The sequence below is a fragment of the Nocardia sp. Root136 genome, from assembly GCF_001427185.1.
Classification (GTDB): Bacteria; Actinomycetota; Actinomycetes; order Mycobacteriales; family Mycobacteriaceae; genus Nocardia; species Nocardia salmonicida.
Window position 1 is genome coordinate 118,813 of the sequence record NZ_LMFE01000009.1, and the last position, 25,055, is coordinate 143,867.

The window sequence follows — 25,055 nt, forward strand, 5'->3', positions numbered from 1 at the left end:
GGCTATCGGTTCAGGCACACCATAACGAGCAGCGGACCATACCGATTCTCGGCACTGCCCGCCGCGACCAACAGGCCGCCGACCGGGCTGCAGAGCACGTCCAGACTCGACGAGCCGCTGTCTGCCACCGGCTGCTGGGCATGCGCGGAGCTCGCGCCGACGGCGGATGCGAGCAGGAAGAGAGCGAGGGCGGACGACGCCGCGAGCTTGTTCATGGCTCAACCGTGCCGTGCGTCCTCGCGCCGCGCACGCCCCGAATTGCTGGGGCGCACAACGGGAACCGCCGACACGGCTGTGGCGCGGCCGATCTGGCGGCCGATCCGGGTCAGCAGCTGTCGAGTCAGTTCGGGGTCACCGGCGGTATCCCTGATGGTGTAGTCACCGAGGGAATAGATGCCGGTGAATCCCGCCGCGTTCCATCGATCCGGGGACAACGTGCTCCGACCCGCTACGGCGACCACCGGAACGGGGTGGGCGCGCCGGGCCAGAACCGCAGGCAGTTTGCCGTTCGCTGTCTGCTCATCGATACTTCCCTCCCCGGTGATCACCAGGTCGAATCCGGGCAGGTGCCGATCGAACTCGAACAACTCGAGGAAGAACTCGGCACCGGACACGATCCTGCCGCCGAGCAAGAGCGCGGCGAAACCGATCCCGCCCGCGCTGCCCGCCCCGGCGGCGGCCGCGACAGCCGTCGCGTCCGGGTAGCCACTCCGGCCGAACGCTCGGACGAGATTCGTCAGAGCGGTGTCGAGGAACGCCACTTCGGCGTCGGTCGCCCCCTTCTGCGGCCCGTATACGGCCGCCGCACCGTCCGGTCCCAGCAAGGGATTGGTGACATCACTGGCGATCACGATGTCGACCCCGGTCAGCCTTACCGCCCGGGAGCAGTCGACGGTGTGGACGCGGGCTGCATTCCGTCCGCACGCGCGCAGTTGCCTACCGCTGGCATCGGCGAAGGTGAAGCCGAGTGCGGCGAGCAGTCCCATCCCGCCGTCGGTGCTGGCACTGCCGCCGAGGGCGAGGACCAGCCGCTGCGGCCGAAACCGCAATGCTTGCGAGATGGCCTGTCCCATACCCAGACTGCTCGCATCCAACGGGAGCATGCGACCGCTCGGCAGGGTGGCGAAGCCGCAGGTATCGGCGACCTCGACCACGGCGGTGCCGCCGGCGACCGCGATCCGCCCGTACCTCGGGGTACCAGCGGCCCCGGCCACCGTCACCGGATGAGCAGCGAAACCGGCCGCTATCGCGGCGTCGACGCTCCCGTCACCGCCGTCGGCCAGCGGCATTCGATGGCTGTCGACGCCCGCCGACGCCAAGCCCTCCGCCAACCTGTCGGCCACCTCCGCGGCGGTCAGGCTTCCTTTGAATTTGTCCGGGGCAACCAGAACCCTCACGCGAATGACTTCCTATCAGTCCGCTTGCGCCACCGAGCCGAGCAGATCCCGGACCCGGTTGGCCACCGTGATGAATTCCGGAGTCTCCATTGTCGTGGCGTAATCCCGGTGCGCGGGCAGGTCGACGTCGAGCAATTCGATGATCCGGCCCGGCCGCGGACTCATCACCACCACGCGGTTGGCGAGGTACACGGCCTCGGCCACCGAATGGGTGACCAACAGAACCGTGGTGCCCGTTTCCCGCCAGATCCGATGCAGCTCGACGTTCATCCGTTCCCTGGTGAGCGCGTCGAGTGCGCCGAACGGCTCGTCCATCAGCAGCACTTCCGGTTCGTGCAGCAGGGCCCGGCACAGCGAAACCCGTTGCTGCATACCGCCGGAGAGTTCGTGCGGTAGGGCGTTCTCGAACCCGCTGAGTCCGGTCATCTCGATCAGACGCGCGCATTCAGCCTCGGCGGCTCGCTTGTTCATGCCCCGCATCTCGGCTTGGAGCAGGATGTTCTTGCGGACGGTCCGCCATTCCAGCAGTGCGGCTCGCTGGAAGACGTAGCCGATATTGCGCTGCGGCCCGCGCACGGGGGCGCCGCGGAGTTCGACGCTGCCCCCGCTCGCTTCGGTAAGACCGGCAACGACTTTCAGCAGCGTCGACTTGCCGCAGCCCGACGGGCCGACGATCGACACGAATTCGCCGGGGCGGACCTGGAGATCCACCTTGTGCAGGGCGGTGACCTCGCCGCGTTTGGACGCGAACCGCACGGTCAGGTCATCGACCGCGACTGCGGTATCGGTGCGGGCGATGGTATCGGTGGGTGTGCTCATATCGTCACCTGTTCCGGTCACGGCTTGCTGGTCGGCGTGAATTTCGAGTCCCAGTACTTGGCCGGGTCCTCGGCTTTGTCGAGGAGCTTCGCCTGGCTGAGAACATCGACAGTGGCGCGCCAATTCGCTTCGACGTTGGTTCCCGGCGCCTTTCCGGCGGTTTCCGGGGTGCTCAGCAGCGGGATGGTCTGCTGCCACTGCTGCAGCAGTACCTGCTGCGGCGGCAGTTGCGGATCCTTGCCTTCCATCGCGGCGACGGCAGCCTCAGGCTTCGCGACAGCGGCCGCGAAAGCCTCACTCGTCGCGTCCACCATGGCCTGTACCAGCTTGGGCGAGGACTCGATGGTGGCCTGGTTGGCGATCAGGCCGTTGCTGAAGAAGTTCAGCCCCTGGTCCGAATACCGAAGGTAGCGAACCTCTTTGCCGCTCTTGTTCGCGATGGTGGGGCCCTGGTCGTGCGCGAAGCCGATCAGCCCGTCGACGCGACCCGAGAGCATCGCCGACATCTTGCCCGCCGAGTCGAGGCTCTGCTGAGTCACCTGATCAGCCGGGACGCCCGCCTTGTCCAGATAGACCGGGAAGGTGGTGGTCGGCGCGTCGCCTGCGGAGACGGCGATGGTCTTGCCCGCCAGATCGGCCGGCGTCCGAATATTCGAATCGGCGAACACCTGCACCGCCGACGGCGTGGTCTGCAGGAAGACGCCGACGCTCTTGATCTTGACGCCCTTGTCGATATTGCTGAGGACGGCCGGGGTATCGGCCCAGCCGAAGTCGGTCTGCTTGGAACCGGTGGCCTGCGCGGTCTTGGTCGAGCCCTGCCCGGCCGAGATCTTCAGGTCGATGCCGTGCTTGGCGAAGATCCCTTCTTGCACCCCGTAATAGAACGGGGTGTGCTCGCCGTAGGGGTACCAGTTGAGCATCAGCGACACTGCGGTGGTCTTCCCGTCGGTCCCGGGATCCTTCGCCTCGTTGCCGCCGCCTCCGCAGCCGGTCAGTACCACCATCGAGGCCACCGCGGCGGCGCCGATCATCGTGAGTGTGCGAGTTCGGAATTTCATGCGAGTTCTCCAGTTGCTCATGCGCCACCGACGACCGAGGCCGTGGATCGACGGGAGGCGTGCCATGGGATGAGGAACTGCTCGGCGATTTCGATGATCGCGAACAGGATGATGCCCAGCATGGACATGATGATCAGTGCGGCGAAAAGCATCGCCGTGTCGATATTTCCGTTGGCTTGCAGGATCACGTAGCCGAGTCCCTCGTTGGCGCCGACGAATTCGCCGACGACGGCGCCGGTGACCGCGAGGGTGGCGGCGATCTTGAGCCCGGACATCAGTTGCGGCAGCGATGCGGGAAAGCGCACCTTCACGAAGGTCTTCCAATTGCTCGCGCCCATGGTGGAGGTGAGTTCGAGGATTTCCGGATCCACCGAGCGAAGTCCGGCCATGCCGGAGATGACGATCGGGAAGAACGCCATCAGCACGGCCACCAGGATCTTGGGGCTGGTGCCGAAGCCGAGCCAGACGATGAACAGCGGTGCGATCGCGATTTTCGGGATCACCTGCGCGAAGAGGATGAGCGGATACATCGTTCGCTCGATGCCGCGTGAGTAGATCATCACCAGGGCGACGGCTTCGCCGATCAGCGCGGCGATGACGAACCCGACCACGGTCTCGTAGGTGGTGACCCAGGTGTTCTCGAGCAGGTAGGTCGAGTTGTCGACGGTGGTGCGCCAGGTATCCGCCGGCGACGGCAGGATGTAGGGCTCGACGAGCTCGAATTTCGTGACGGCCCACCATGCGGCGATGAGCGCTGCCACCAGAGCGAGCGGCCGCCACACGGTCGACCACACAGTGGCGAGGGATGGGAGCTTTCGGCGCCGAGTGCGGACGGGTTGCGTCGCTTTCGGTGCGGAGGAACTGGCCTCGACGGACGTGATTACCGCCATCTGGAGTCCTAAAGCTAGTAGTGGAGCGGGGTTCGAACTGCACCCGCTGGGAATGCGCTTTCCGAAGCTGGGACCGAGGCTAGTGTGACCGGCCACACAGTGTCAAGGGTTTCGAATTGTCGCAGGTCAGGCAGGCCGAAAAACGGTGCTGTCGCGCAGGATCACGCGACCGGGCGCGAATTCGTGTGCCTGCGAGGCCGTTGCCGAGTCGTCGAGCGCGAGCGCGACGGCGCGCTCGCCGATGTCGACCAGCGACAGCGCAACGGTCGACAGGCCGGGCACGTGGTCACGCAGCGTCGGGATATCGTCGAACCCGGCAACGCAGACGTCATCGGGGACCGCGAGGCCGAGCTCACGCCATGCCGCGATCGCCCCGATCGCCATCACGTCGCTCACGGCGAAGACACAGGGCGCGGCGGTGTCGACCTGGCCGGGACGTAGTTCCAACGCCGCGGAAAGGCGTCGAGCGGCGCTGAAACCACCGTCGCGGGAGAAGTCGCCCGCGATCTCCACCAGCGGCGTCACGCCCTGCGTCGCGAGCGCTTCGACGAAGCCGTTGCGCCGGTCGACAGCGGTTCTGATGTGGCCGGGCCCGCCGATGAGGGCGAAGTCCCGGTGCCCCTGAGCGAGCAGCGCATGCGCCAATTCCGCTGATGCCAAACGGTTTTCGGGCTCCACGGCCGCGCCGAAGGACAGCGGCTGACCGATCACGACCACCTTGCCGCAGTTGTCCAGATACCGCGCGCATTCCTTCTCGAGATCGCGGTCGAGATCGCCGCTCTGACGTGAACCGGCCAGGATGATCGCATCGGCGCGGTGCGAGATGAAGGTGCTCACGGATTCGCGTTCGATATCGAAATCGCGTTGCGTGCTGGCCAGCAGGACGAGTTTGCCCGCCCGGCGCGCCGCCGTCTGCACACCCTGCACGATCGAGGAGAAGTAGGGATCGGCGATATCGTGCACGACCAGTCCGATGAGCCCGGTCGACGACCGCGCGAGTGCCTGGGCCTGGGCGTTTGCCACATAACCCAATTCGGCGGCGGCCGCGCGAACCCGGTCGGCGACGCCTTCGCCGGGCACCCGCGACGATCCGTTGAGCACGCGGGACGCGGTCGCCTGGGAGACGCCGGCCCGGGTCGCGACGTCTTGCAATCTCACAGCCGCCATGGCTTGGTGCCTCGTTCTCTCGGTGCGCGGGGGTTGACCGAACTTCGTGACTAGCATAGCTTGGAAAGCGCATTCCGACGCTGACTTGTCCACTCGATGTGTGCGGGTCCATCCGCACCGTCCACGACCCATTCTGCGGTCGTCAGCCACGCAAATCAGAAGAGGCACATACCAATGCCCGATTCCACCACTCCCCCGCGCACGCTCCGCATCGCCATGAACGGCGTCACCGGTCGCATGGGCTACCGCCAGCACCTGATGCGGTCGATCCTGCCGATCCGTGACGGCGGTGGCCTGCTGCTCGTGGACGGCACCCGCGTCCAGGTCGAGCCGATCCTGGTCGGCCGCAATGCCGCCAAGCTGGCCGAACTCGCCGACGAACACGGCATCGCCGAATGGAGCACCGACGCCGCCGCGGTCATCGCCGACCCGTCGATCGATATCTACTTCGACGCGCAGGTCACCTCGCGTCGCGCCGAGGCACTCACCGCGGCGATGAAGGCGGGCAAGCACGTCTTCACCGAGAAGCCGACCGCCGAAACGCTGGCCGAGGCGGTCGAACTCGCCAGGGTCGCCGCGAACGCGGGCATCACCGCGGGGGTCGTGCACGACAAGCTCTACCTGCCCGGCCTGGTGAAGTTGCGCAGGCTCGTCGACGAAGGCTTCTTCGGTCGAATCCTGTCGCTGCGCGGCGAATTCGGCTACTGGGTCTTCGAGGGCGACGGTCAACCCGCCCAGCGACCCAGCTGGAACTATCGGGCCGAAGACGGCGGCGGCATCGTCGTGGACATGTTCTGCCACTGGAACTACGTGCTCGAGGGCCTGCTCGGCAAGGTCGAGGCGGTCACCGCGAAGGCGACGACCCACATCCCCACCCGATGGGACGAACAGCGCAAGCCCTATCCGGCCACCGCCGACGATGCCGCCTACGGGATCTTCGAGATGGAGAACGGCGTTGTCGCCCAGATCAATTCGTCGTGGGCGGTGCGCGTGTACCGCGATGAGCTCGTCGAGTTCCAGATCGACGGAACACACGGCTCCGCCGTCGCCGGCCTGCGCAAGTGCGTTGCCCAGCACCGCTCGCATACGCCCAAGCCGGTCTGGAATCCCGATCTCCCGGTCACCGAGCCGTTCCGCGATCAGTGGCTGGAGGTCCCCGCGAACGCGGAGCTCGACAACGGCTTCAAGCTGCAGTGGGAGGAGTTTCTTACCGACGTGGTGAACGAACGGCCGCACCGCTACGGGCTGCTGTCGGCCGCGCGCGGGGTTCAGCTGGCCGAACTGGGACTGCGCAGCTCCGCCGAAGGCCGTCGGATCGAGATCCCGGAGGTCACCCTGTGACCTCGACAGCCACGGGTGTGTCGGTGGTGCTGCCCATCGACGGCCGACTCGAACCGTACGTTCTCGGTGCGCCGGGTGTGTGGACGCGACCGAAGCAACCGATCATCTCCCGCGTGGCTTTCGCTGCCGCGCATGTGATTCCGCGTGCGGCGGGCGACAACACACCGGGTGCGCCCGCTGCCGTCGACTGGGAAGCGTCGCTGGCCTACCGGCACGAATTGTGGTCCTACGGACTCGGTGTCGCCGATGCCATGGACACCGCACAGCGCGGGATGGGCCTGGACTGGCGGGCGACCGCGGAATTGATCCGCCGATCGGGCGGCGAGGCGGCATCGGTGGGCGGCAGACTCGCCTGCGGTGCGGGAACCGATCAACTCGACCTCGCCGGACTTCCCTCCGGATCGGCGGGGCTGGCCAGGATCGTCGATGCCTATCGCGAGCAGATCGACGTGGTGACCGAGGCCGGCGCGCAGGTGATCCTGATGGCCTCGCGGGCACTCGTGCAGGTCGCGCAGTCGAGGGCCGACTACCTCTCCGTCTACGAGAAACTGCTGGCCGGTGTCGATCGTCCGGTGATCCTGCACTGGCTCGGCACCATGTTCGATCCCGCACTGCACGGCTATTGGGGCAGCGCTGACATCGACACCGCCACCGAGACCTTCCGCACGCTCATCGAGAACAACAGGTCGAAGATCGACGGGGTCAAGGTCTCGCTGCTCGACGCGGCCCACGAGGTCGCACTGCGACGCGCGCTGCCCGACGGGGTACGGCTGTACACCGGCGACGATTTCAACTACCCCGAGCTGATCATCGGTGACGCGCAGGGACATTCGGATGCCCTGCTCGGCATCTTCGCGGCGATCTACCCGGCCGCGTCCACCGCGCTGCAGGAACTCGACAACGGCAATGCGGCGCGCGCGTCGCAGATCCTCGGCGCCACACAGGAACTCGGGCGCCATATCTTCGCCGCACCGACGTACTACTACAAGACGGGGATCGCGTTCCTGTCGTGGCTCAACGGTAAGCAAGCGGGCTTCTCGATGGTGGCGGGCCTGTCCACCGGTCGATCCGTGCCGCATCTGGTCGAATTGTTCCGGCTCGCGGACAAGGCCGGGCTGCTGTCGGACCCGGAACTGGCCGCGCACCGCATGCGGATATACCTCGAACTGAACGGACTCGGCTCATGACATCGGTTGCGGCACAGCACATGCCCTACGACCTGGCCGATCCGTATCGGTCGCTGTCCTTGAACACGGCGACGACCAAGAGGTGGACCCTCGCCGAGGCGGTGGACGGGGCCGCCCGCGCCGGGCTGGGCGCGGTCGGACTGTGGCGCGACCGGGTCGACGAGATCGGGGTCGCCGCGGCGGCGAAGATCGTCGCCGACGCGGGGTTGCGGGTGTCCAGTCTGTGCCGCGGCGGCTTCCTGACCGAGCCGGGCGACGGCCAGGCGGCACTCGACGACAATCGCCGCGCCATCGACGACGCCGCGACGCTGGCCACGCGGGAACTGGTCATGGTGATGGGCGGCATTCCCGACCGCGACCTCGCCGCCGCGCGGGCACGGGTCGAAGAGCGGCTCGCCGTGCTGGTTCCGTATGCGGCCGAACGCGGCGTCCGCATCGCCCTGGAGCCGCTGCACCCGATGTTCTGCGCGGACCGAGCGGTGATTTCCACACTGGCACAGGCATTGTCGATGGCGCAGCCGTATTCGGCGCAGACCGTGGGTGTCGTGGTCGACACCTTCCATCTCTGGTGGGATCCGACCCTGGAACAACAGATCGCCCACGCCGGCGCGTCCGGGCGGATCAGCTCGTATCAGGTGTGTGACTGGTTGAACCCGATGACCGCCGATCCGCTGTTGTCGCGGGGAATGATGGGCGAGGGCGTCATCGACTTCGCGACTATCGGTCGGTGGGTTCGCAGCGCCGGGTACCGCGGCGACGTCGAGGTCGAAATCTTCAATGCCGCGGTCTGGGCCGCCGACGGCCATGACGTGATCGAGACGATGAAACAGCGCTACCGAGATCTGGTCCTTCCGTCCCTGGTGGGCTGAACTGGACGCGGGCGCATATTGGGTCGGCTGGAAACTCCCATCGACACGGGTAGGTCGGTAACGTTGGCAAGTGGCCAACTACGAGGAGACGACGGCGATGCCGAAGATTGTTTTGTTCGGGGCAACCGGGTACACCGGACGCCTGACAGCCGAAGCCCTCACCGCACGCGGCGCTTCGCCGGTGCTGGCGGGACGCAACGGGGCCGCGCTCGACAAGCTCGCCGCCGACCTCGGCGGCGCGCAGACCGCGGTCGCCGACGTCACCGACCCTGCTTCCGTGCGGGCTCTGCTCGGTCGCGGCGATGTTCTGGTGACGACGGTCGGCCCGTTCCTGCGCCACGGCCGTCCCGCGCTGGACGCGGCGATCGCCGCCGGCGCGCACTACTTCGACTCCACCGGCGAAGGTCCCTTCATCCGCACCGTGTTCGAGCACGACGAGCAAGCCCGCGCGGCCGGGTCAGGTCTGCTGAGCGCGTTCGGGTTCGACTACGTGCCGGGCAACCTGGCCGCCGGGCTGGCCTTGCGTGAGGCGCCGACCGCTGTTCGGGTCGACGTCGGCTACTTCATGGAGAAGCCGAGTACCAGTGGCGGGACCCGCGCGTCCATGGCGGGAATGCTGTTCGAACCCGGCTTCGCCCTGCGCGCCGGTCAGGTCGTCGCGCAGCGCACCGGCGCACGCCTGCGTTCCTTCGATGTGGCGGGAAAGAACCTGACCGGTACCTCGATCCCGGGCTCGGAGCATTTCGCGCTGACTCGCTCCTACCCGAACCTGCGTGAGGTCGACGTATTCCTCGGTCTGCCTCCGCTGGCCGCACAGGGGTTGCGCGCGAGCTCGCGACTGACCGCGGTCGTCGCGAAGGTGCCGCCGCTCAAGCGAGGACTCGACGAAGCCCTGTCCCGCATCGTCAAGGGCTCCACCGGCGGTCCCGGCGCCGAGACTCGCGGCCGCAACCGCACCTGGGTCGTCGCCGAAGCGCGCGACGACGCCGGGAAGACTTTGGCGAGCGTCACCCTGGAGGGTGGCGACCCCTATGATTTCACCGCGGCGATCCTGGCCTGGGCGGCCGATACGGCGCTGGGTGGCGGCCTGCTCCGCTCCGGCGCGCTGGGCCCGGTCGACGCGTTCGGCCTCGACGCGCTCTACGCCGCCGCCCTCGACGCGGGCTGGACCCGCCTCCCGGCCACCTCTGCGAGCTGAACGGGCAGTTCCGCTATTACCGGGTTCTCGGTGCCGTGGGTGTCGCCGACGGAGTCCGTGCCTCGCTGCGATGCTGGTCCCACCAGGAGGGGCCGTCATCGTGGGAGGGGTTCGGGTCCTTCGGCGGCATCGACGTGCTCGGTATGCCGAGGACCCGCAGTCGCCAGTCGTCCTCACGGATCGCGGCCACGATCCGGACGGGAACAACTGCCGTGAGCAGCAGGTAGTTACCCACGCAGATCATCAGACAGATCGGCGGAATGGAAACCACGATCGCGGTCCCGAGGGTTCCCATCTCGATCGGATCGCGGGAGATGGCGAGGAGGTTTCCGCAGATACTGGACAGCACGGCGGCGACGAGCAGCAACTCGTAGACCCGCACCAGGGAGGTGGCCTTCTCGTCGCGGATACCTACCAGCGTGATGAAGGTGCAGGCGACCAGCGCGACGGTGAGACCGACCACCACCGGCCACAACCAGGTCAGGTGCTCGGCGACGCCCGCCACCCGAGCGAGGGTGGAGGTGAAGGTGAAGGATGCGATCGCGGCAGCGACAACCAACGCTGACCCTAAGCCCACTAGCAGCTTCGGCACCGTGACTGGAATAGGGCGGGGGAAAGGGTCCGTGTGGTCCATCAGGCTCCATCCTACGGTCTACGGTCACCAAACATGCACGCACTCAACAGAGTACGGGCACCCGCCCCGCAAGACGCCGTAGAAACCGCCACGGGGCGGTCACCCACCGCCGCACACCCCTCCCCCGACGCCCACAGGGTCTACTTCGACTGCCCCAGAAGCGCTTCGACGGCACGTTCGGCGCTCTGGACGGCGCTTTCCATCGTGGCCGACCAGTCGGTGCGAGTCCAGTCGCCGGCGAGCATCAGATTCGGGACCGAGGTGCGCTGCCCGGGGCGCAGATCGTCGGTGCCGAGAACCTGCGAGAAGGTCGCCTTCGGCATCTTCACCACATGGCCGGCCACGACTTTCGCGTCGGCGGCTTCCGGGTAGTAACGGCGGATGAGATCCATCTGCTCGGTGACGATCTCGTCGTTGCTCTTGTGGATCTGCTCGTAGGCGCCACTGGTGGTCAGGCAGTACAGCCAGGTTCCGTCGGGGGTGCGGTTGTGCATGCGCTGACGGTCGAAGACCTGATCGATCACGCCGGTGCCGCCGATGAGCGCCTCCATGGCCGACTTCGTCTTCAGCGGCCGGTCCAGATACAGGTTCGTGCTCACGATCGGAGTGACGCCCAGTTTGTCTGCGGCGGCATAGATTTCGGCATGTTCGGGCAGGTCGTCGAGAAGGCCGCCGATATTGGAGTTCGGGACGGCACAGATCACCGCGTCGGCCTCGATCACCGAGCCGTCCGCCAGCTGCACACCGGTCGCCTTACCGTCGGCGATGACGACCCTGCGGGCCACCGCCCGATAGCGCACGTCGACCCCATAGCGCTCGAAGACCTGCTTCGCCCCGGCGATGTAGAGGGTGTCCAGGTCCACGGTGGGATAGCCGATCGTGACCCCCGACCGGTCCTGCATCCCGATCCGAACCCCGGTAGCGAGCACATCGGCGAACACCTTCGCCGACTCGATGTGCACCGGCTCCGCCGCGATGCCGAGCGCGAGCCAATCCCACAGAGCCTCACGGGCTTTCGCGGGCATGCCGACGCGCTGGAACCACTGTTCGGTGGTGATGTCGGCGAGGTCCTTCGGCTGCCACAGCGCCTGACGAACCAGCTGCAGCGCGGACCGCAACGCACGCAGCTTCTCGAGCGGGCTCGCGTCGGGATGGGCGCCCATCAGCGTGCGCCAGGCCCCGAACCCCTTCGTGTACAACATCACCGCGCGCCCACCCGGCCAGCGCAGACTCCCCGCGCCGGGAAACTCCACGTACTGGCGGGTGCCGACGCTGTCCAGGTACCGCCACAGGCTGCGATATCCGCTGGCCACCACATGCTGGCCGTTGTCGGGGAGATCGTTCACCTCGGCGACGTGCATGGCCTGCGTGCGTCCACCCAATCGGGCGCGCCGCTCCAGCAGGGTCACTTGTTTGCCTGCCTCCGCCAGCCACACCGCGGCGGCCAGGCCCGCCAGGCCTCCCCCGATGACGACGAACCGACGAGGGTCATGTGCATCCACCATTGATGCAATGTATCGCTAACTCTCTCTTTGCATCACGGAATGGCCGGTTCGGATCCGCCTCCCCGCACCGGTGGTCAGTTCTGTTTCAGGCTGCCCACCGTGAGCGATCCGCTCGCCGGGGTCTGTCCCTTCTCCACCGCGCGGACGTAGCTGTCGGGATCCTTGTCGACGGCCCGCACGCCGGCATAGTTGCGGGCTTCGTAGGTGGCGAAGGTGACGGCGAGCTGATGGCGCTGCGACAGTCCGGCCAGGCGCCGGAAGTCGGTGAGGCCCTCGCGTTCCTCCTCGGCCATGTGGTCGCTGTTGGCGAGGTTGGCTGCCGCCACGGCGGCGTACCAGTCGTCGGTGCCGACTTTATGACGCGCCACGTCGGCCACCGCGTCCCTGATGTCGTTGTGGTCATGGATGGCGTCGAGCGTCTCGTCCTCCACCGCGCTCGTGCGTTTCGCCGCGATCCCCGTTTGCAGCAACGCGGGGTAGAAGATCTCCTCCTCTGCCTGCGCGTGGAGCTCCAGAAAGGCCGCGAGCCTGTCCCAGATCGCCGACAGCGCGCCGGTGTCCGTGCGGTTGATCTGTTCCAAGATCGCGAACAGTCGGCGCTGCTCGCGGTGGTCATCAAGGATCAGCTCGGTAATGTCCACGATTCCTCCCTGATACGGCTTGCCAGGTCAGCGCCGACGTTAACGCACCGCCGCCGTGTGTGGTCCGCACCAGCCCGAGTCTCCGGCGCGGCGATCGTCCTAAGGGAAGGTTAGGAACCGCCCGTGTGGCTTCCTTCGACTTGTGACAGCCGACACAGTGGTCTCCGACGGCGCAATGCCGCGCCGATAGAGGAGGGTCCAAGGTGACAACGACACAGGCCGGTGGTGAACGGCGAGTAGTGGCGAACGTGCTGCGCGGCTCGATCGGCAATCTCGTCGAATGGTACGACTGGTACGTCTACGCCGCGTTCAGCGTGTACTTCGCGAAGGCGTTCTTCCCCGACGGCGACCCCACGGCGCAACTGCTGTCGACCGCGGCGGTGTTCGCGGTCGGGTTCATCATGCGCCCGATCGGCGGTTGGGCGCTCGGGCGCTACGCCGACCGGTTCGGCCGCCGCGCCGCCCTCACGCTCTCGGTGACGGTGATGGCCGCGGGTTCGCTGATGATCGCGGTGACACCCGGATTCCAGACCATCGGTATCGCGGCTCCGGTGTTGCTGCTCATGGCCCGGCTGCTGCAGGGACTGTCCGTGGGTGGCGAATACGCCACCAGCGCGACGTATCTGTCGGAGGTCGCGTCGCCGGGTCGACGTGGTTTCTACTCGAGCTTCCAGTACGTGACGCTGGTCGCGGGCCAGCTCGTCGCGCTCGGGGTGCAGATCGTGCTGCAGCAGGTGCTCTCGTCCGAGCAGATGTACAGCTGGGGTTGGCGCATTCCGTTCCTGATCGGCTCCGGTGGCGCGATCGTGGTGATGCTGCTGCGGCGCGGCATGGACGAATCGGACTCGTTCAAGGCCATGGAGAACACGAGCACGACCGGCGAGGCGACCGCGAGCAGCTCCCGCGGTTCGCTGCGGGTGCTGCTGCAATACCCCAGGGAATGTCTGCTGGTGGTGGGCCTGACCATGGGCGGAACCGTGGCCTTCTACACCTACACGACCTACATGCAGAAGTTCATGATCAATACCGCGGGCATCTCCAAGGACACCGTGGCCTGGATCAACTTCGTCGCGCTGCTGGTGTTCGTAGTGCTCCAGCCGATCGCGGGAGGTCTGTCGGACCGGATCGGGCGCCGCAAACTGCTCATCTTCTTCGGTGTCGCGGGCACGCTGCTGACGGTGCCGATCATGACTGCCCTCGCGCATACCTCCAACCCGCTCGCGGCCTTCGGCCTGATGATGGTCGCGCTGGTGATCGTCACCGGCTACACCTCGATCAACTCGATCGTGAAAGCCGAGCTGTTCCCCACCAAGATCCGTGCGCTCGGTGTGGGCCTGCCGTACGCGCTGACCGTCGCCGTGTTCGGTGGTACCGCCGAGATGATCGCCCTCGCTCTGAAGAAGGCCGACCTCGAGTCCCTGTACTTCTTCTACGTCGCCGGATGTATCGCCGTCTCGCTGGTCACCTACTACTTCATGCGGGAGACGTCGGCCGAGTCGACCATCGATGCCGAAGCCGTCGTCGATGCGGTCGAGCCGGAGCCGACGATGGCCACCGTGCGTGGCTGACCGTCCGGAGCACGCGCCGGTCCTCGGGCTATGGGAGGATCGGCGCGTGCGGCTGGCGGTGGTCGAGGACGACGACGGAGTGGGCGACGCCCTGGTAGAGGCGCTCACCGCGCGCGGCTACCGAGCCGAGCGCTTCCGCCGTGGGGCCGACTTGCTCATCGCCCACCGCGACTTCGACGCCGTGCTGCTCGACCTCGGCCTGCCCGATGCCGACGGGCTGCAGATCCTGCGACAGCTGCGCGAGATCAGCACCATCCCGGTGCTGATCCTGACCGCCCGCAGTGACGAACGCTCCATCGTGCGCGGCCTGCGTGGCGGAGCCGACGACTATGTGGTGAAGCCACCACGAATCGCCGAGCTGATGGCGCGGCTGGAGACCGTGCTGCGCCGCTCGGCGGCCGCCGCCGAGCAAGCGCGGACCGAAGTCGTCACCGGTGATGTCCGGGTGGATCTGCGCGCCCGGTCCGTCGAGGTGGCAGGCAGCCCGATCTCGCTCACCCAGAAGGAATTCGAGCTCGTCGAGGTGCTGGTGGAACGGCCCGGCGCCGCCGTGAGCAGGCAACAGCTCATGGACCGCATCTGGGGCGACGCGTTCGTGGCGGTCTCGCGATCGCTCGATGTCCACATGACCGGGCTGCGCGCCAAACTGAACCGGCCCGGACTCATCACCACCATCCGCGGCTACGGATATCGGTGGGGCGCGTGAGGGCCGGAGCACGGGCATGCGCCGCAGACTGCTGACAGCGCTCACCGTCTTCGCGGCACTCGCGGTGCTGGCCTTCGCGGTTCCGTTGTCGCTGACCGCCGCCACCAGCCGTACGCAGCAGTTCGTGCTAGGCCGTTCCGGTGACGCCGACCGCTTCGCGACCCTCGCCGACGCGGCCGGGTCGGCGAGCGGCGTGCGGGCACTGGCCGACGAGGTCGGCCGCTATCACGAGCTGTACGGGGAGAACGTCCTGGTCGTCGATGCTCGCGGGGCGCCGATCGTCAATGCCGGGGTCGAGGTGAGCGATCCGCGGATCAGGGCCGCGGTGGCCGCGGCTCGCCGCAACCAGCGCCCGCAGCAGGTGGATCGGCTGACGCCGTGGAGCGCACCGATCATGCTCATCGCGCGTCCTGTCGGCACCGGCGTGCAGGTGAACGGCGCGGTCGTGATCGAGGCGTCGACCACGGCGGCACGCTCGGCGATCGCTAGGACGTGGGCGGTGATCGTGCTGGGCGCGCTCGGTGCGATGGTCGTCTTCGTGCTGTTGGCGCTGGTCCTCAGTCGATGGGTGCTGCGCCCACTGGCCGCGATGTCGGGCGCGGTCGCCGAACTCACCGCGACACTGCCGAAGCCACGGGGTCGCACCCCGGCGGCGATCACCCGAAAATACGGCGGGCCGCCCGAAATCCGAGCCCTCGCCGAGTCCGTCGATGCCATGGCGACGGCCGTAGCCGATTCCACCGACGCGCAACATCAACTCGTCGCCGATACCGCGCACGCCATGCGCAATCCCCTCGCCGCCTTGACGATTCGACTCGACTCCCTGGAATCGGCCGTCTCCGAGAGTGCATCGGCGACCTTCCGCGGTGCGAGCGCGGAAGTGGAGCGGCTGACCGCTCTCCTCGACGATCTGCTCGAGCTGGCCGTGGCACAAGCACCCGCATCCTTCGGTGCCGCGGCATCCGCCGAGGAACACTGTGACCCGACGCAGGTCGCGGCCGACCGGATCGATGCCTGGGCATCGGCGTTCGACGAGGCAGCAGTACAGCTGACCGCAGCACCCACCGACCACACACCGCGGTCCGGCGAGGACGGCTCGGCGACAAGTATTCGCACTCCCCCGCCCGGCGAAAGTGCGGTTTCCGGCCCTCGCGCCCAGGCCGCGATCAGCTCGGCGGCTCTCGCCCAGATTCTCGATGTGGCGCTGAGCAATTCGTGCCGGTATGCGGGATCCGGCGCATGCACGGTGGTCGGTGTGACGGTCGAGCCGAGATGGGTGACGATCCGCGTCGCCGATAACGGGACAGGCGTCCCACCGGATGAACTCGACAAGCTCACCGCCCGGTTCTTCCGCGGGTCGACCGCGGCCTCCGGCGGCACAGGGCTGGGACTGTCGATCGCGCAGGCATTGGCCACGGCATGGGGTGCGACGTTGACGGTCGAGGCGGTGCCGCCGCACGGCCTCGCCGTGGCGGTCCGGGTGCCCACGGTGTCGCGATGAGGGGCGATGCGCCGATGTCGCGTCGCCGGATGCTGACCTTGGCCGCGCTCGTGTCGGCGGGCGTATTCGGATGTGGCACGAACGGCTCGGCGACGGTGCGGCTGGCCTCGGGCGAGGACGGCGGCTTCTACTTCGCTTTCGGTCGACTACTGGCCGCGGCGGCCGCGCGCGAAACCGACACCCTGCGCATCGAAACGGTGGAAACCGCAGGCTCGCAACAGAATCTGCGAATGGTCGCCGACGGTGATGTCGAAACCGCACTGGCGCTGGCGGATTCGGCGAGCGACTTCGGGGGTCGAGTGGTAGCGCTCGGCCGTGTGTACGAGAACTACCTACAGCTGGCGGTCCGCACCGAGAGCCCGGTCAACGAGGTCGCCGACTTGCGTGGACGCCGCGTCAATCTCGGCGCCGCGGGCTCGGGAGCCGCGGTCACCGGTCGGCGACTGCTGGCGACGGCCGGTCTCGATCCCGCCGTCGATGTCGTGGTCGAGCATCGTCCCCTGCGCGAGGCCGCGCAGGCGCTGACGGACGGCACCATCGATGCGTTGCTGTGGGCCGGTGGCGTGCCGACCGCCGCACTCACCGTGCCCGAACCGATGCGACTGATCGACCTGGGCGCCCACGCCGCACCGATGCGAGAACAGTACGGACCCGTCTACGACCGGGTCGCCGTCCCCGCCGACGCCTATCCCGCCGGCCCGGCGATCCACACCATCGGCGTCGCCAACCTGCTCCTCGCCGCCGCGACCCTGCCCGACGAGACAGCAGCCGCCATCGTCGAACTGCTGGTCCGGCACGCGGACACCCTCGTCCCCGACGAGGCCGCGGGCACCCAGTTCCTCGACGGTCGATCCCTGATCGGCACCGGAACCGTCCCGCTACATCCGGGCGCGGTCGAGGTCTACCGGCGCTGGCACGGCTGAACCGCGCCTTCGACCCCCGTCGATCGACAGCGCCTTCACCGCACCTGTACTAGAAAGCCCCGGTGGCGAATTTGGCGAGACGAGTGGAGACCACCTCGGGTCGGCCGTCGTTCTGATGAGCCGCGGCGGTGAGGACGTCGATGTGGTTATAGCCCGGGAGGTGGATCACTTCGTCGCGGGGGCTTCCCGAGTCGGCGACCGGAATACCGCCGCTGCTGCGGAAAGTCAGGATGGGGTTGCGATCCACGCCGTCGAGGTGGATGTGCTGACCGGCGAACGACGGCGCAGTCGTCTGTTGGAGGTCGAGGCTGAGACGGGTCGGGAAATACCATTCGGTGAAGTCGAGGGGCGGTTCGCAGAGACTGCGGGCCAGTTCACCGATGGCGGTCACTTCGCTGGTCGGGGATGTGTAGGGGGCGGTCAGTTCCGCTGTGTCGTCGTAATCCGCCCAGCGGTAAAGGGTGTCGGGACGGTAGACGGTCGGCGAGACCTTCGGTGCGTCGCCGAACATGCCCATCGCCAGTGGGCTCAGCGCGATCGAGTCCGGGAGCGGAAAGGATTTCGGGCCGATCGGGCCGCCGACGGGGAAACCCACACTCGCTTGGAGGAATCCGAGTGGTTGGGAATTGTCGTCGAGGATCGCCCCGAGCACGGCTTCGTTGGTGGCGTTCAGATCACGCACATCCGGTTGTCCGGTGACGAACATCGCGGCGTCCTGGGAGAGCAGGGTTCGCAGGGTCGCGGCGACGTTGGGATTGTCGGGCAGTCGTCGGACGAGGTCGTTGACGCCGTCGGGACTCAGTCTGGCCGCGAGGCCCGCCAGGGCGAGGAGGTTGGTGGTTTCGGGGTTGATCACCGCGGGCAGACGTAGGACCGGCAGCGCGGTATCGAGTTGCAGCGAACCGGCTTCCACCACTCCGGCGATCGATGCGGGAAGCTCGGGGACCTGGAGGCCACGCAGGCTCAGTCCGGCTTGAATGGTGGTGTCGAGCGCGAAATAGCCGGAGCACTGGTTGTATCCGGCGTCCTCGGTGGTTGCCGGATTCCCGTCGAAATCCCACTCCGCGAAATAGCCGGTGACGAAGCCGCCCAGCGAATGCCCGCCGCACAGCACCTTTTGCTTGCGCACCGCTTGGTCGGGGAATTCGATCCGCAGCACGTCGTATTCGTCGCGCAGGGTCTGTGCCAGTCCCTGATCGCGCAACCACGCTGTTTCCGCGCCCTCGGCGTACCCACTGAACCGGCGACCGTCGGCCTCGGCGCCGCCGAAGTAGTAGTCCGCCGCGGTATCGAACGATCCGGTTTGTAAGGCCGCGGCGACCCCGGTGTGGTCCTCCAAGCAGTTCGACCGACGATCCAGTGCCCAGAATTCGATATATCGTCCCGAGTCGGCGGCCAGCGCGACGGTATTGCGCGCCACACTGTCGAAGGCGCCCGCACCCTCGAAGACACCGGGTTGCGCGACCAGGACACGCTCGGCGTCGGCCGAGGACCGCGGTCCGCCGACCGCTCGCCACCGCAGATACGACAGGGTGTCGCACGCCTGCGGATGCGGCAGACTGCCCGGCGGCAACGGCACCGCGAGAGTGACTTTCGACGCGACGACCGACGTCACCGGCGACGAAGTCGGGTACACCGTCTCCGTGCGGCCGGGCACCTCACCACTCGCGACCGGTGTCGCGGCAGACACCCCGATCGCGGCCATCGCCACTGCTGTCACCAATGCCGAGACGCTGTTTCGCCGAAGTCGCATACGAACATTCCTTCATTCACGGTCATCGATATCGAACCCTGTCCCACTGTGAGGTGACAGGAATAGGCCCGCGCCTGTTTTCGATCACAACGGCGGGCCGAACGAAGCGCAGCGCATCACAACGAACACCCGGGTCCGAGCCCGCTTATCCGGTCGCAGAATGGCATGACATGCGTTCATCGATTGAAGGGTCCGGAGCCACGGCGTTTCAGCGTCAGAGAGAGTTCGTGAGCGTGGCGGAGCAACAGCGTACCCAGCACCTCGTGACGCTCGGCGCGGAAACGGCTCTCGACCCCATTCAGGCTCAAGGCCCACCGTGGCTCGTCGCGGCGGTCGAACACCGCCGCTGCCATTCCCCAGCTTCCCTCGACCAGCAGACCCGGATTCACGCACCAGCCTGTTTCTCGGGTCGCGTCCATACGCGGCACGAGCTCGTCACGGGTATGACTCGCACCCCACTGCGCACTCAGATCGGTGCGGCCGAGATAGTCCTCGATATCGCGGTCTGGTAGGTGGGCGAGGATCGCCAGGCCTGCCGAGGCGACACCGAGTGGGAAGCGGATGCCGACGTGCAGCACGTGCGAGCGCAGGGGAAAGCTGCCTTCCTCGCCCGCCAGACACACCGTCTCGTCACCACGCCGGGCGGACAGGAACACACTCTCCCCGGTCTCACGGGCGAGCTCGCGCAGCACGGGACGCGCCACATCGGTGATGTCGTAGCGCTCGGCCGCGAGCGAACCCATGAGGAACAGTTCCGGTCCGAGAAACCACAGACCCGAGCCCGCGTCGCGGTCGAGAAAGCCCTCCTCGGCCAGCGACGAGAGCAACCGATGCGCGGTAGGCCGCGCGAGATCGGCCCGACGTGCCAGATCACTGGTCGACACTCCCACATCGCCACCGGCGGCAACCGCACGCAGCAGCGACGCCGCGCGCCCGAGCACAGATGGATTCGGCTCTCCACTCACGCCCGCATCCTACGTCCACTCAATGGACGACATGACCCCAACCTGTTCACTCGCCGAGCAATTTCGGCTCCCATGGATTTCCATCTTGCCAGTTCGAGCTACTGGAGTGTTGTGTGAGCACGACGGAAACAAGCGTCCAAGGAATGAACGGTAAGACGAAAGGCACCTCAGGAATGAACTCGAAAGTGGTGGATACGGCAGTCGCCGCCGTCGCCGATATCGGCTCGGGGGCGACGTTGGCCGTCGGCGGATTCGGGTTGTGCGGTGTCCCGGACGCGCTGATCACGGCGATCACCGAGAGCGGGGCCACCGACCTCGCAGTGTTCTCCAACAACTGCGGCGTCGACGACTACGGCCTGGGAATCTTGTTGTCGGCCGGACGGATCGCACGGGTGACCGCCTCGTACGTGGGTGAGAACAAGGAGTTCGCGCGCCAGTACCTCGGCGGTGAACTCGAGGTGGAACTGATCCCGCAGGGAACCCTCGCCGAGCGACTACGGGCGGGAGGTGCGGGCATACCCGCCTTCTACACCCCCGCCGGGGTCGGGACCCCGATCAGCGACGGCGGCCTCCCATGGCGCTACGGACCGGACGGGTCGGTCGCGCTGGCCTCGCCACCGAAAGAAGTCCGGCAGTTCGGACACCGCCACTACGTCCTCGAAGAATCCATCGTCGCCGATTTCGCCCTCGTGCACGCCGCCATCGGCGACACCGAGGGAAACCTGGTCTTCGAGAAGTCGGCCCTGAACTTCAACCCACTGGTCGCGATGGCCGGTCGGATCACCATCGCCCAGGTCGAACGGCTCGTCCCCGCCGGTGAACTCGACCCGGCACACATCCATCTGCCGGGAGTGTTCGTCCAGCGCATCGTGCACACCGGCGCCCAGGACAAACGCATCGAGAAGCGGACCGTTCGACAGGAGACCACCCGATGAGCTGGACGCGCACCGAAATGGCCGCCCGCGCGGCGCAGGAACTCTCGCCCGGGGAGTACGTCAACCTCGGCATCGGCCTGCCCACCCTGATCCCGAACCACCTGCCCGACGGCGTAGCGGTGGTGCTGCACAGCGAGAACGGCATCCTCGGCACCGGCCCCTACCCGCGGGAGGGCGACGTCGACCCCGATCTGATCAACGCGGGCAAAGAGACCGTGACGGTCGAACCCGGTGCCTCGTTCTTCGACTCGGCGCTCTCGTTCGGCATGATCCGGGGCGGACACATCGACACCGCGGTCCTGGGCGGGATGCAGGTCTCACGTCACGGTGATCTGGCGAACTGGATGGTGCCCGGCGCGATGGTCAAAGGCATGGGCGGCGCGATGGACCTCGTCCACGGCGCCCGCCGGGTGATCGTGCTGATGGAGCACACCACCCGCGACGGCTCACCCAAGATCGTCGATGCGTGCACCCTGCCGCTCACCGGCCAAGCCGTTGTGCAGCGGGTGATCACCGACCTCGCTGTCCTCGATATCGCCGACGGCCAGGTGATCCTGCGCGAGACCGCGCCCGGTGTGAGCGTCGAGCAGGTGCGCCGCGCCACCGGAACACCACTGACCATCGGTACCCAGCCGCTCACGCCACAATTCTGAGCGGGCTCTCGAGCAGGATCTTCAGGTTCGCCAGGAATTGGGCTGCCACCGCGCCGTCGATGGCGCGGTGGTCCGCGGACAGGGTCACGCGCAGGATCTTGCGGGCAACCACCTTCTCGCCGTCGAGGCGTAGCTCGTCGGCCGCCGCCCCGACCGCGAGGATCGCGGACTCGGGCGAGTTGATGACCGCGGTGAATTGCTCGATGCCGAACATGCCGAGGTTGGAGATGGTGAAGGTACCGCCCGACATCTCCTCCGCCCGCAGCTTGCGATCACGGGCGCGAATCGCCTTGTCCCGGCTCTCGGTCGCGATCTCGGACACGCTCTTGCGGTCCGCGTCCCGAATCACCGGCACGAGCAGCCCGGCCGGGGTCGCTACCGCTACACCGAGGTGGATTCCCTTGTGACGCAACAGCTTGTCGCCCGCGAAGCTGACATTGACCGAGCCGTCCTTTCGCAGCGCGACGGCGACCGCCTTGACGAGCAGGTCGTTCACGCTGACCTTGCTCTCGCCCGCCACGTCCAACGTCGCGTTGATCTGCGCCCGGAAGGCGAACAACTCGGTCACGTCGATCGCGCTGGTCAGATAGAAGTGCGGCGCCTGCTGCTTGCTCTCGGTGAGCCGGACCGCGGAGACGCGCTGAATGTTCGTCAGCGCAACCTCCTCGAACTCCCCTGAGGCCGGAACAGGTTGCACAGCAGCCACACTCGCGTCACGTGACGGAGTCGCGATCTCAGCGGGTGCGGCGGTCACGGCGCTGTGGGCCGCCTCCACGTCACGTTTGGTGATCCGCCCACCCGGACCGGTGCCGACGACAGCGTCGATATCGACCCGCATCTCGCGCGCGATCTTGCGGGCCAAAGGCGAGGACTTGACCACCCCGGTCCGGCGCAGGCCCGCGTGCGCACCGGGCTGTGGCGCAGCGGTCGGGGCAGTCGAGGGCGTCACCGCAACACTTTTCGGATCCGCGGGTGCCGCAGTCGATGTGGTGCCATCGCCGACGATCGCGATCGGTTCGCCGATCGGGACGCGAACACCCGGCTCGGCGAGGATCTTCTCGAGAACCCCGTCGTCGTAGGCCTCGAGTTCCATCAGGGCTTTGTCGGTCTCGATTTCGGCGACGATCTCGCCGCGGGTGATCTGGTCGCCGACCTGCTTGAGCCAGGCGGAGACGACGCCGTCCTCCATGGTGTCGGAGAGCCGGGGCATGACGATTTCGGGCATGATTGCGTCCGTCCTGTTCCTGGTTCTCAGCGCCGCCGGCCGACGGCCGCCAGGGTTTCCGTCACCGCGGTGTAGAGCGATTCCGCGGACGGCAAGGCGAGTTTCTCGAGCGGCTTGGCGTAGGGCAGCGGAACCTCGGCCATGGCGACGCGACGGACCGGCGCGTCGAGGTAGTCGAACGCACCATCGGAGATCGACGCCGCGATCTCCGCGCCGATGCCGTAGGTCAGCCAGTCGTCCTCGCCGATCACCGCGCAACCGGTCTTGCGCACCGATGCCACGATGGTGTCGCGGTCCAGCGGACGCAGGCTGCGCAGGTCGATCACCTCGACCGAAATGCCCTCCCCGGCAAGACGTTGCGCGACCTCGGTCGCGACAGTGGCCATCCGCGAGTAACCGATCAGCGTGATGTCGGTGCCCTCTCGGGTGACCGCCGCCTTACCGATCTGGACAGGTGGAAGATCCTCGGGGACTTCGCCTTTGGTGTTGTACAGCGACAGGTTCTCCAGGAACAACACCGGATCGTCGTCGGAGATCGCCGCCTTGAGCAACGCCCGCGCATCAGCGGGAGTGCTGGGCGCCACGACCTTCAGGCCGGGCACGAAGGCGTAGTACAACTCGATATTCTGCGAATGCGTCGCCCCGAGTTGTTGCCCGCCGCCACCGGGAGTCCGGATCACCATGGGCACATTGGTCTGCCCGCCGAACATGCCGTAGATCTTCGCGGCATGGTTGACGATCTGATCCAGCGCCAGCAGCGAGAAGTTGATCGTCATGATCTCCACGACCGGGCGCAAACCGAGCATCGCGGCGCCGATCGCCGCACCGACGAACCCTTCCTCGGCGATGGGGGTGTCGCGCACCCGCTTCTCGCCGAACTCCTCGAGCAGACCGGCGGTGATCTTGTAGGAGCCTTCGAAGACGCCGATCTCCTCACCGATCAGAAAAACATCGTCATCGCGGCGCATTTCTTCGCGCAGGGTTTCGCGCAGCGCTTCGCGATAGGTCATGACAGGCACAGTGGAAGTCCTCAGTGGGTGAAGAGCGGATCGGCGGGCAGACGGCGGGAATCGCCCGGCACGGGAGTGGCGTAGGTGTAGTCGAACAGGCTCGACGGCTCCGGATGCGGGCTCGAATCGGCGAATTCGACGGCGGCGGCGACTCCGTCGGCCACCTCGCGGTCGACATCGGCCAGCGCCTGTTCGGTCAGCACCCCGGCGGCGAGCAATCGCCGCTGCCACAGCTCGATCGGATCGTGCTCGCGTGCCGCGGCGACGGTATCGGTGCTGCGGTACTTCGCCGGGTCGACCACAGAGTGGCCCTTGAGCCGGTAGCTCACCGCTTCGAGCAGCGCGGGTTTGCCATCGCGGCGGGCGTCTTCGATGAGCTCGCTCGCCAGGTCGCGCACGGCCAGCACATCGGTGCCGTCGACCCGCTCGCCCCGCATGCGGTAGGCGGCGGCGCGCTTCCACAGATCCGGTTCGGCCGAGGACTTCTCGACCGTGGTGCCCATGCCGGTCTGGTTGTTGATCACCAGGAACACCACCGGCAGCCGCCACAGCGCCGCGATATTGAGCGACTCGTGGAAGGCGCCGATGTTGGTGGTGCCCTCCCCCATCTGACACACCACGACGTCGTCACCGTCGCGGTAGTCGATGGCCAGCGCCGCACCGATGGCCAGCGGAACCTGTCCGCCCACGATGGCGTAGCCGCCCAGCAGCCGGGTCGCGGTGTCGTACATGTGCATCGAGCCGCCCCAGCCCTTCGAGGTGCCGGTGGAGCGCCCGTAGAGCTCGGCCATCACTCGACCGGGTTCGATGCCCTTGGCCAGTGCGTAGCCGTGTTCGCGGTAGTTGGTGAACAGGTAGTCGGTGGGGCGCATCGCGGCGCCGAGCCCGACCACGGTGGCTTCCTCGCCGAGGTTGAGATGGCAGTAGCCGCCGATCTTGGCCTGCTGGTAGCTCTGCGCGGTGCGCTCCTCGAAGCGTCGGATGAACAGCATGTCGCGGTAGAGACCACGCAGGATCTCGGGATTCTCGGCCGCGACAGCGGAGTCGACGTCCGAAGCGGTCTGGGTCTGCTCGCGGGCGGGCGTGCTCCGCGCGGTAGTCGTGGTCATG

The 25,055-nt window shown here is 67.2% G+C and carries 24 protein-coding genes; 10 read left to right on the forward strand and 14 right to left on the reverse strand.

Annotated elements, in window-relative coordinates; genetic code table 11:
- Positions 1 to 2: 2 nt before the first annotated feature.
- The 6 genes from ASD42_RS23895 to ASD42_RS23920 form a co-directional block, all read right to left on the reverse strand.
- Positions 3 to 215: a hypothetical protein gene (locus tag ASD42_RS23895; RefSeq protein ID WP_056820737.1), complete on the reverse strand. Its 213-nt coding sequence runs from the start codon at positions 213 to 215 to the stop codon at positions 3 to 5.
- Between the two features lie 3 nt (positions 216 to 218).
- Positions 219 to 1,397: a glycerate kinase gene (locus ASD42_RS23900; RefSeq protein ID WP_056820738.1), complete on the reverse strand. Its 1,179-nt coding sequence runs from the start codon at positions 1,395 to 1,397 to the stop codon at positions 219 to 221.
- Positions 1,398 to 1,412: 15 nt separating this feature from the next.
- A complete protein-coding gene (locus ASD42_RS23905) occupies positions 1,413 to 2,216 on the reverse strand; it encodes an ABC transporter ATP-binding protein (protein WP_056820962.1) in 804 nt (267 codons plus the stop codon).
- A 17-nt stretch (positions 2,217 to 2,233) separates the two neighbouring features.
- Positions 2,234 to 3,274 (reverse strand): ABC transporter substrate-binding protein, encoded by a 1,041-nt coding sequence (locus ASD42_RS23910; protein ID WP_200950499.1) that lies wholly within the window; start codon positions 3,272 to 3,274, stop codon positions 2,234 to 2,236.
- Between the two features lie 17 nt (positions 3,275 to 3,291).
- Positions 3,292 to 4,164 carry an ABC transporter permease gene (locus ASD42_RS23915; protein WP_056820739.1) on the reverse strand — a complete coding sequence of 291 codons (873 nt, stop codon included), beginning with the start codon at positions 4,162 to 4,164 and terminating at the stop codon, positions 3,292 to 3,294.
- A gap of 126 nt (positions 4,165 to 4,290) precedes the next feature.
- A complete protein-coding gene (locus ASD42_RS23920) occupies positions 4,291 to 5,331 on the reverse strand; it encodes a LacI family DNA-binding transcriptional regulator (RefSeq protein ID WP_056820741.1) in 1,041 nt (346 codons plus the stop codon).
- 174 nt (positions 5,332 to 5,505) lie between these two features.
- Here ASD42_RS23920 and ASD42_RS23925 point away from each other — a divergent pair, with 174 nt between their 5' ends.
- The 4 genes from ASD42_RS23925 to ASD42_RS23940 all read left to right on the forward strand — a co-directional run bounded on the left by ASD42_RS23925 (position 5,506) and on the right by ASD42_RS23940 (position 9,926).
- On the forward strand, positions 5,506 to 6,672 hold the full coding sequence (locus tag ASD42_RS23925; RefSeq protein WP_056820742.1) for a Gfo/Idh/MocA family protein: 1,167 nt from the start codon (positions 5,506 to 5,508) through the stop codon (positions 6,670 to 6,672).
- Positions 6,669 to 7,859: a dihydrodipicolinate synthase family protein gene (locus ASD42_RS23930; protein ID WP_056820743.1), complete on the forward strand. Its 1,191-nt coding sequence runs from the start codon at positions 6,669 to 6,671 to the stop codon at positions 7,857 to 7,859. The genes ASD42_RS23925 and ASD42_RS23930 overlap by 4 nt, the downstream gene beginning before the upstream one ends.
- Positions 7,856 to 8,728, forward strand: coding sequence for a sugar phosphate isomerase/epimerase family protein (locus ASD42_RS23935; RefSeq protein ID WP_082844278.1), 873 nt, complete (start codon positions 7,856 to 7,858; stop codon positions 8,726 to 8,728). Before ASD42_RS23930 ends, ASD42_RS23935 begins: the two co-directional genes overlap by 4 nt.
- A 97-nt stretch (positions 8,729 to 8,825) precedes the next feature.
- Positions 8,826 to 9,926 (forward strand): saccharopine dehydrogenase family protein, encoded by a 1,101-nt coding sequence (locus ASD42_RS23940; protein WP_056820965.1) that lies wholly within the window; start codon positions 8,826 to 8,828, stop codon positions 9,924 to 9,926.
- A gap of 16 nt (positions 9,927 to 9,942) precedes the next feature.
- On the opposite strand, the gene ASD42_RS23945 is transcribed toward ASD42_RS23940, so the two are convergent.
- From ASD42_RS23945 to ASD42_RS23955, 3 genes are all read right to left on the reverse strand, one after another.
- Positions 9,943 to 10,485, reverse strand: a complete 543-nt coding sequence (locus tag ASD42_RS23945) for a DUF2637 domain-containing protein (RefSeq protein WP_056820745.1) — start codon at positions 10,483 to 10,485, stop codon at positions 9,943 to 9,945.
- Positions 10,486 to 10,700: 215 nt separating this feature from the next.
- Positions 10,701 to 12,065, reverse strand: a complete 1,365-nt coding sequence (hpnE, locus tag ASD42_RS23950) for a hydroxysqualene dehydroxylase HpnE (RefSeq protein ID WP_056820746.1) — start codon at positions 12,063 to 12,065, stop codon at positions 10,701 to 10,703.
- A gap of 74 nt (positions 12,066 to 12,139) precedes the next feature.
- Positions 12,140 to 12,706 (reverse strand): hemerythrin domain-containing protein, encoded by a 567-nt coding sequence (locus ASD42_RS23955; RefSeq protein WP_056820748.1) that lies wholly within the window; start codon positions 12,704 to 12,706, stop codon positions 12,140 to 12,142.
- A 203-nt stretch (positions 12,707 to 12,909) separates the two neighbouring features.
- Here ASD42_RS23955 and ASD42_RS23960 point away from each other — a divergent pair, with 203 nt between their 5' ends.
- From ASD42_RS23960 to ASD42_RS23975, 4 genes are read left to right on the forward strand one after another with little or no spacing between them, the layout of a single operon-like run.
- A complete protein-coding gene (locus ASD42_RS23960; RefSeq protein ID WP_056820749.1) occupies positions 12,910 to 14,274 on the forward strand; it encodes an MFS transporter in 1,365 nt (454 codons plus the stop codon).
- Between the two features lie 46 nt (positions 14,275 to 14,320).
- Positions 14,321 to 14,980 (forward strand): response regulator transcription factor, encoded by a 660-nt coding sequence (locus tag ASD42_RS23965; RefSeq protein WP_056820966.1) that lies wholly within the window; start codon positions 14,321 to 14,323, stop codon positions 14,978 to 14,980.
- A 16-nt stretch (positions 14,981 to 14,996) separates the two neighbouring features.
- Positions 14,997 to 16,481 (forward strand): sensor histidine kinase, encoded by a 1,485-nt coding sequence (locus ASD42_RS23970; RefSeq protein ID WP_056820750.1) that lies wholly within the window; start codon positions 14,997 to 14,999, stop codon positions 16,479 to 16,481.
- Positions 16,478 to 17,404, forward strand: coding sequence for a TAXI family TRAP transporter solute-binding subunit (locus ASD42_RS23975; protein WP_056820751.1), 927 nt, complete (start codon positions 16,478 to 16,480; stop codon positions 17,402 to 17,404). The genes ASD42_RS23970 and ASD42_RS23975 overlap by 4 nt, the downstream gene beginning before the upstream one ends.
- A gap of 49 nt (positions 17,405 to 17,453) precedes the next feature.
- On the opposite strand, the gene ASD42_RS23980 is transcribed toward ASD42_RS23975, so the two are convergent.
- A complete protein-coding gene (locus tag ASD42_RS23980; RefSeq protein WP_084787277.1) occupies positions 17,454 to 19,157 on the reverse strand; it encodes a hypothetical protein in 1,704 nt (567 codons plus the stop codon).
- Between the two features lie 176 nt (positions 19,158 to 19,333).
- Positions 19,334 to 20,122, reverse strand: coding sequence for an IclR family transcriptional regulator (locus tag ASD42_RS23985; RefSeq protein ID WP_235569805.1), 789 nt, complete (start codon positions 20,120 to 20,122; stop codon positions 19,334 to 19,336).
- A gap of 173 nt (positions 20,123 to 20,295) precedes the next feature.
- Here ASD42_RS23985 and ASD42_RS23990 point away from each other — a divergent pair, with 173 nt between their 5' ends.
- On the forward strand, positions 20,296 to 21,057 hold the full coding sequence (locus tag ASD42_RS23990) for a CoA transferase subunit A (protein WP_056820754.1): 762 nt from the start codon (positions 20,296 to 20,298) through the stop codon (positions 21,055 to 21,057).
- Positions 21,054 to 21,710, forward strand: coding sequence for a CoA transferase subunit B (locus tag ASD42_RS23995; RefSeq protein ID WP_056820755.1), 657 nt, complete (start codon positions 21,054 to 21,056; stop codon positions 21,708 to 21,710). Before ASD42_RS23990 ends, ASD42_RS23995 begins: the two co-directional genes overlap by 4 nt.
- Here ASD42_RS23995 and ASD42_RS24000 read toward each other — a convergent pair.
- Genes ASD42_RS24000 through pdhA form a run of 3 tightly spaced genes read right to left on the reverse strand, consistent with a single transcriptional unit; the run spans position 21,694 to position 25,054 of the window.
- Positions 21,694 to 22,935 carry a dihydrolipoamide acetyltransferase family protein gene (locus ASD42_RS24000; RefSeq protein ID WP_200950500.1) on the reverse strand — a complete coding sequence of 414 codons (1,242 nt, stop codon included), beginning with the start codon at positions 22,933 to 22,935 and terminating at the stop codon, positions 21,694 to 21,696. The genes ASD42_RS23995 and ASD42_RS24000 overlap by 17 nt on opposite strands.
- A 26-nt stretch (positions 22,936 to 22,961) precedes the next feature.
- Entirely contained in the window at positions 22,962 to 23,945 is a 984-nt protein-coding gene (locus ASD42_RS24005) for an alpha-ketoacid dehydrogenase subunit beta (RefSeq protein WP_200950501.1), read from the reverse strand.
- 20 nt (positions 23,946 to 23,965) lie between these two features.
- Positions 23,966 to 25,054: a pyruvate dehydrogenase (acetyl-transferring) E1 component subunit alpha gene (gene pdhA / locus ASD42_RS24010; RefSeq protein ID WP_084787278.1), complete on the reverse strand. Its 1,089-nt coding sequence runs from the start codon at positions 25,052 to 25,054 to the stop codon at positions 23,966 to 23,968.
- Between the last annotated feature and the right edge of the window lies 1 nt (position 25,055).